Source organism: Capnocytophaga sp. H4358, from assembly GCF_002302515.1.
GTDB lineage: Bacteria > Bacteroidota > Bacteroidia > Flavobacteriales > Flavobacteriaceae > Capnocytophaga > Capnocytophaga canis.
In genome coordinates, this window is record NZ_CP022380.1 from 2,626,684 (window position 1) to 2,633,192 (window position 6,509).

General features: G+C 33.2%; 7 protein-coding genes. 2 read left to right on the forward strand and 5 right to left on the reverse strand.

What is annotated here, in order from left to right; all coding sequences use genetic code 11:
• Positions 1-121 precede the first annotated feature (121 nt).
• The 4 genes from CGC49_RS11105 to CGC49_RS11120 all read right to left on the reverse strand — a co-directional run bounded on the left by CGC49_RS11105 (position 122) and on the right by CGC49_RS11120 (position 3,935).
• Positions 122-1,018 carry a DUF6607 family protein gene (locus CGC49_RS11105; RefSeq protein WP_042006969.1) on the reverse strand — a complete coding sequence of 299 codons (897 nt, stop codon included), beginning with the start codon at positions 1,016-1,018 and terminating at the stop codon, positions 122-124.
• Between the two features lie 151 nt (positions 1,019-1,169).
• Positions 1,170-2,624 (reverse strand): sodium:solute symporter, encoded by a 1,455-nt coding sequence (locus tag CGC49_RS11110; protein ID WP_095912638.1) that lies wholly within the window; start codon positions 2,622-2,624, stop codon positions 1,170-1,172.
• 94 nt (positions 2,625-2,718) lie between these two features.
• Positions 2,719-3,480 (reverse strand): class I SAM-dependent methyltransferase, encoded by a 762-nt coding sequence (locus CGC49_RS11115; protein WP_095912639.1) that lies wholly within the window; start codon positions 3,478-3,480, stop codon positions 2,719-2,721.
• Between the two features lie 23 nt (positions 3,481-3,503).
• Positions 3,504-3,935 (reverse strand): cupin domain-containing protein, encoded by a 432-nt coding sequence (locus CGC49_RS11120; protein WP_231554065.1) that lies wholly within the window; start codon positions 3,933-3,935, stop codon positions 3,504-3,506.
• A 223-nt stretch (positions 3,936-4,158) separates the two neighbouring features.
• On the opposite strand from CGC49_RS11120, the gene CGC49_RS11125 reads away from it, so the two are divergent.
• Together CGC49_RS11125 and CGC49_RS11130 are read left to right on the forward strand one after the other, a co-directional pair.
• Complete coding sequence (locus CGC49_RS11125; RefSeq protein WP_095912640.1) at positions 4,159-5,061, forward strand: NifU family protein; 903 nt, start codon at positions 4,159-4,161, stop codon at positions 5,059-5,061.
• A 22-nt stretch (positions 5,062-5,083) separates the two neighbouring features.
• Entirely contained in the window at positions 5,084-5,914 is an 831-nt protein-coding gene (locus CGC49_RS11130; RefSeq protein WP_095912641.1) for a rhomboid family intramembrane serine protease, read from the forward strand.
• On the opposite strand, the gene CGC49_RS11135 is transcribed toward CGC49_RS11130, so the two are convergent.
• The gene (locus CGC49_RS11135; protein ID WP_095912642.1) at positions 5,911-6,327 is read right to left on the reverse strand and encodes a thioesterase family protein; all 417 of its coding nucleotides are present in this window, start codon (positions 6,325-6,327) and stop codon (positions 5,911-5,913) included. The genes CGC49_RS11130 and CGC49_RS11135 overlap by 4 nt on opposite strands.
• Positions 6,328-6,509: the final 182 nt, after the last annotated feature.

A 6,509-nucleotide genomic window follows, 5' to 3' on the forward strand; every position in this document is an offset into this window, starting at 1 on the left:
AGCAAAAATTAAACACACAAAACAGAATTCCTCACATAGCCTCTCTCTGTTAAAAAAGTCGGATAAAGATGCATTTAAACTGAGTGAATTCGTTTTGTGTGTTTTTCTTAAAAATTATTTCTTAGAGGACAAATTTTTGAATGATTTCGTCTATTTTTTCTTTGGTTTTGTAATTTTCTTCGTCGAAAAGATACTCAAAAAGGGTTTTTCCGTCTACTTTTGTTTCAAAACGTAGTGTTGCGTTTTTAGCATATATTTCATTCCATTTTGCTCGTACTAATCCCCATTTTTCGTGATGTTTTTGCCAAAAATCTTTAGCAGCTTTACATTTTTCATCATCTACTTTCTTGTAGGTATTATATCCTTTCTCTTGGGCAATTACTAAATCATCTTTTCCATCACGTCGGAGAATTTTATCATTGTCTTGTTCATGTAACCAACCATAATTGGTGATTTCATGTCGATTTCTTCGGAACATCACATTGTAATCGCTTCTCACTTCTTCTTCGCGACGAGGTAGAGGAGAAACAACCTCACTTTCCCAAAAACTTTTTCCGTCAACGTGTACCCATGTAGCTGTTTGTTCGTAACGAGGACTATCATCTACTTGGAACACTTTTTGTGTCCATTGACCTTTTACGTCACTTTTCGGTTTTTGTGAGAAAAGCCACTGATCCCCAAGTTCATAGGTGTAAAAATTTCTGTTTTGATATTCCCAATCTTGTCTCCAATGTTTGATGATACGTTCGTTACCTTTCTTTCCAACAATTAATAAATGCTGTAATACAATTTTATCCTTTTTGTCTTCAACAGCTTCTACCCATTCCAATGCTTTTGAACGGCTGGGCTTTGATGGAACATAGGTGGAATCAGCTCCATATCGAAAAGTTTCAGCATATCGAAAAGTTACCTCATAGCAACCACACATGTTTTTTATGGCAGCAATGTCTTTTTTGTTTTGTGCATATCCATTGATAAATAGACTGAGTGTTAAAATTAAAATGTTTACTTTTTTCATTTTATTTATGTTTAGATTAATTCTCGGCAAAGATATAAAAGTTTATTAAGAATTAAAATAAATAAAGATATTTTTAATTTTCTAAAAGAAGCATCTCAAATCTACTAAGGTTTCGGATAATCTTCTTTGATTGTGTTATTTAGCAATTAAATTAATTCCTTTTGTGTAATAACAATAGTCCGAAAAAAGTTAAAATTCCATTAACAGCAATGCTTACAAAACCGAAATCAAACTTGAAATGATTTTTTAAGTAAATACTTAAAGCATAAGTAAGTAGGGGAGAGGCTATACATACCAGCCATACCCATTTGTCATGGATTTTCATTTTTGTAAACATTCCGAAGATAAACAAGCCTAATAAAGGTCCATAGGTGTATCCAGCAATGTTGAAAATCAGAGAGATAACGTCTCCCTTACTTTGAGAAAATATCATTATGATACAAAAAATAACAATCGAAAAACCGAACAAAGCTAAATTTTTGTAACGTTTTTTCTGTTGAGATGTTTTTTTCGACATATCCAAAAAATCATACGTAAAGGATGTCGTCAATGCCGTTAATGCTGAATCAATACTTGAGAAAGATGCTGCAATGATGCCCAATAAAAAACACATTCCTGCGACAATACCCAAATAATTTAAAGCCAGATCAGGGAACAAATTGTCGGTATTTAATACCAAACCCTTAGGGTCAATTTCCAATATAATTCCCATGTTTTCAGCATAGATATACAATAAAACTCCTAAGCATAAAAACAAAATTTGTGTACCTGCCAACACAAGACTATAAGTGAGCATATTTTTCTGAGCATCCCAAATATTTCTGCAAGTTAGTGTTTTTTGCATCATATTTTGATCTAATCCAATCATAGCCACCGATACAAAAAAACCTGCAATAAACTGTTTGAAAAAATTATTCCCAGATTTAGTGTCCCAATTGAAAAAGTCAAAATATTTATGGTTGTAAATCTGCTGTGCAGTTTCAGAAAAAGACATATCTAGCGTATCCGAGATTCCTATTCCAATGGCTACAATACTTATAATCAGGAAAAAAGTTTGTAATGTGTCTGTCCAAACGATAGTTTTTATCCCCGATTTAAAGGTATAAAGCCAAACAAAAACAATGATGATAATTACTGTTAAGTAAAAAGGAATACCAATTCTGTCAAAAAATGCTAATTGGAGTATTTTAGTAGCCAACATCAATCGTAATGCAGCACCAAACGATTGTGAAACCAAGAAAATAAGCGACCCCGATTTGTAAGATACTTTACCAAAACGTTCTTTCAAATAACCGTAAATAGACACCAATTGTAAGCGGTAGTACAAGGGAGTTAGTACAAATGCGATGAACATATATCCTACTACGTTTCCCATCACAAATTGAGAAAAATACAGATGATTATTAGCCACAGATCCAGGCAATGATACAAAGGTAACTCCCGATAAAGCACTACCTACCATTCCGAAAGCCACTAAAAACCAAGCGGATTTGCGATCACCCGTAAAAAAGGTTTCATCACCTGTTTTGCGTGATGTGAAATAAGAGATAGAGATCAGTATACCGAAATACAGTAGAATTACAAATAGAATCAATTGTACGTTCATATAAAAAAATCATTTTTGAAGAAAAAGAGGATAAAAATGAGTTATGTTCATCTTTATCCTCAGCAAAAGTACATTTTTTTAGAAAACTAAAAAATTATTTTTTTTCAGCTACAATCGCTACTGCGTTTAGATTATTTTCATACGTGCGGAATACTTTTCGCATCGCTCGAATGCGTTTCCGTGCATCGGGATTGGTAAGAATATTAAATCCTATTTTTAGAGTTCTGAAAAAACCTTCATCTTGGATAATACGTTTTTTTTCAAGTAGATGCATTGGATTTGTTTCCACTTTTATTATTTTAAAACCTTCGCTTTCAATTATTTCACTCCATTCATTCACTGTCAAAGGTCGTGCATTAACCCTTATAACTTGAGCGAGTTCCCGTTGAATGGTAGCTTTGGCCTCAGGGTCAATATCATTGGGTGTCAATCCAAGCTCATGAACGGCATATAGCCCTCCTGGTTTTAAAATGCGATGTGCCTCACGGATGATTTCTCTTTTGCGGTGATCGGCTTGCATCGTTAGCATAGCTTCACCATACACCTTATTGGCTACTTGCTCAGGTAATTCGGTTTCGGCAGCGTTTTTGTTGATGATTTGCACATTTTTTTTCGCAAATTTTTTCCGTAACTTTTCAGCGGCTTCTTCATCAAGTTCTATACCTATGTAATTTTTCGGGTTTTTTGCCAATGTTATTTCCGCAGTTAATCCCAATCCTGGAGCAAATTCCACTACCACATCATCATTGTTAACAACCAAGTTATCAATCATTTTAAGGGTAAGTTCTTTTCCTCCTGGTCGTAATACTTTTTTCCCCATTTTGGCTAAAAGCCAGTGTCCTTGTTGTTTGTTCATTAATTATTAATAGTCGGTTATAATTATTTCTTAGACTTTTCAATCTCTTGAGTTTCATATTTAGAAAGAGACAGACGAACAACACTGTTTTCAAGAGCTTTTAGCTCATGTACGATAGTGGCTTTGAGTGTAATGAAATCACCTTTGTTTAGTTGGTAAATAGTTTCTCCTACTTCGAAATTAATTTTTCCTTCAAGAACCTGTACTACGATGGCACGAGGAGCTTTGTGGCGTTTCATTATTTGCCCCTCTTTGAAGGTTATCCGAACTTCTTTAGTGAACTCAGTTTCTAAAATAACCTCCACATTAGGTTTGTCGTCCTTGTAGGTGACGTCTTTCAACATTGAAGCTGTCATCACATCAGTAATAACATTTTCTTCTTTTTCAATAATTTGTTTCATCTGAGCTTGTAAACCAAGCGGTAATAAAACGAGCAATAATGGATATTTTCGCATAATATATTTTATTTAGTCTTAATAGTTTAACACTGCAAATGTAGTCAAAATAAATTAATAAAAGAATTTTTAGTCTTTTATTTTCAAATTAATTTTGTCTGTATATTTTATAGTGTTGAAAATCAGTATTTTTAATAAAGAGTGTTTTAATGGATGAATAAATTATATTCGTAAATTTTTAAAACATCACAAAATTGGATAGCTTTGCCAAAAAAATAGAACAATGAGTGAAGTGACAATATCCATACAACCAACCAGTAATCCGGAAATTATTAAACTGGAAGTATCAAAAATTTTGGTCAAAGGTAGCTACGAATTTAATAACATTGATGAGGCTAAAAATTCGCCTTTAGCACAACAGCTTTTCTATCTGCCTTTTATCAAAACAGTATATATTTCCAGTAATTTTATTGCTTTGAAACGCTATCCGATTGTAGAATGGGCGGATGTTCAAGAAGAGTTGGCTGAACAGATTTCGGTATATATAAATTCCGGTAATGAGTTGATTACTACAGAACAGCCACTAAAAAAATTACCTATAACGGTTTATGCAGAGAGTACACCCAACCCCACGGTAATGAAGTTTGTGGTTAATAAACAAATTGTACCTGTGGTTTTGGAATACAAGAATGTAACGCAAACACAAAATGCGCCATTAGCAAAGGCATTGTTTGATTTTCCTTTTGTTAAAGAAGTTTTTTTTGATGAAAATTACATTTCAATAACCAAGGATGAATCGGTAAAATGGTTTGAAATCACTATGGAATTACGCGAGTTTATTCGTACCTACTTGGCAGATGGAAATAAAGTTGTTTTAGATAAAGAGACTAAAAAAGAACAAGTTACGAATGAAAAACAAATAGAAAAATCACCATTAGTAACAGACATTACTTCGCAAAAAATCGTAGCCTTATTGGATGAATATGTAAAACCTGCCGTAGCATCCGATGGGGGAAACATTCAATTTGTGTCGTACAATAAAGAAACTCATCAGGTCGAGGTGATTTTACAAGGAGCCTGTAGCGGTTGTCCATCTTCAACAATGACTTTAAAAAATGGTATTGAGAATTTGTTGCAAGATCAATTGCAAAACTCTGAAATTCGAGTGATAGCCATTAACGGATAAAACCTTTCAAAATCATCATAAATTGAATATCAATCGTAAAATAAAAAGCTTAAATACGGCAGAGCAGATAGCTATTGTCAACATTTTGTTATTCATTGTTGGGTATTCGGTAGTTTCTTTAGGTTTAATTTCGCAAGAACAACTCAATCAATGGGTAGGTATGCCTCAAAAGTGGGATGTTTTTCTAACAAAACCTTGGACTATTTTTACGTATGCCTTCTTCCATGCACGTTGGCAACATCTGTTTTGGAATATGCTTTTTTTGTATTTGGTAGGGCAAATATTTTTTAATTTATTCAATAATAAGCAATTTATAAAGGTTTATCTTTCGGGAATATTTTTCGGAGGAATCTGTTTTTTATCAGTATATTTTTTGCCTTCTGTTTTTTTTGAAAATACCATCCTGTTAGGTGCGTCGGGAGCTATTATAGCAATGCTTTTTTTTGTTTGTGTTATGGCTCCTACCTATGTGGTCAATGTTTTTTTCTCCATTCGTATGCGTTTGTGGTATGTCGCGTTGCTTTTATTAGCTTTTGACATAATTCAATTTGCTTCCGATCCTGGCGGAAAAATTGTTCACATAGGTGGAGCTTTTATAGGATGTTTTTTAGCTTTATTAGGTAAATATCCATTGCAACTGAAACGAAACAATTATAAAAAATTAACAAAAAAACAAATTTCCTCAAAAGCTATAAAGCCCTCAGAATCACGATCGAAATTGAGTGAATCTCAAAAGATAAAACAACATAAGGTTAATGTTATCTTAGAGAAAATTAGCTCCAGTGGCTATACAAGTTTAACTGAGGAAGAGAAAAAATTCCTATTTCAAGCCAGTAAGGAAATGAATCTCTAAGATTTCATTTTCTGCTGTATTGCAGCTAAAATCCTTTGAGGACAGCGTACTGGTCGCCACGTGTTTACATCTACGAAAACTAAAGTAGTATTTGCTGTAGATATTACCTCGCCTTTTTCGTTAATTATCTGATAATCAAATGTTATTTTTGAACTTGGAAGTTCTTTTAGTTGAGTTCTGATGGTAATGAGCTCGTCGTAAAATGCTGGTTTTTTGTAGTCTATATGCAAAGAAACCACAGGTAACATCACGCCTTCTTTTTCCATTTCTTTGTACGAAATTCCCAGTGAGCGCAACCATTCCACCCGCCCAAGTTCTAAGTATTGAGGATAATTACCATAGTAAATAACTCCCATTTGGTCAGTTTCACCATAGCGGGTTCTCAGTACATAATCGAAGTGCAAATTTTCCATAGAATTGAAAAGTATATAATTAACAAGTATTAACATTTAACTCTTGCGAAAAAAAAATGAGAAAAACAATAGTAAAATGATTTTTTTTATTCATTTTTTATTCACAACTTTGCTGTCTCAATTCACAGAGATACTACTACATCTGTTTTTGAAGTTCCAAATATAACCTTTTTTATTTAATA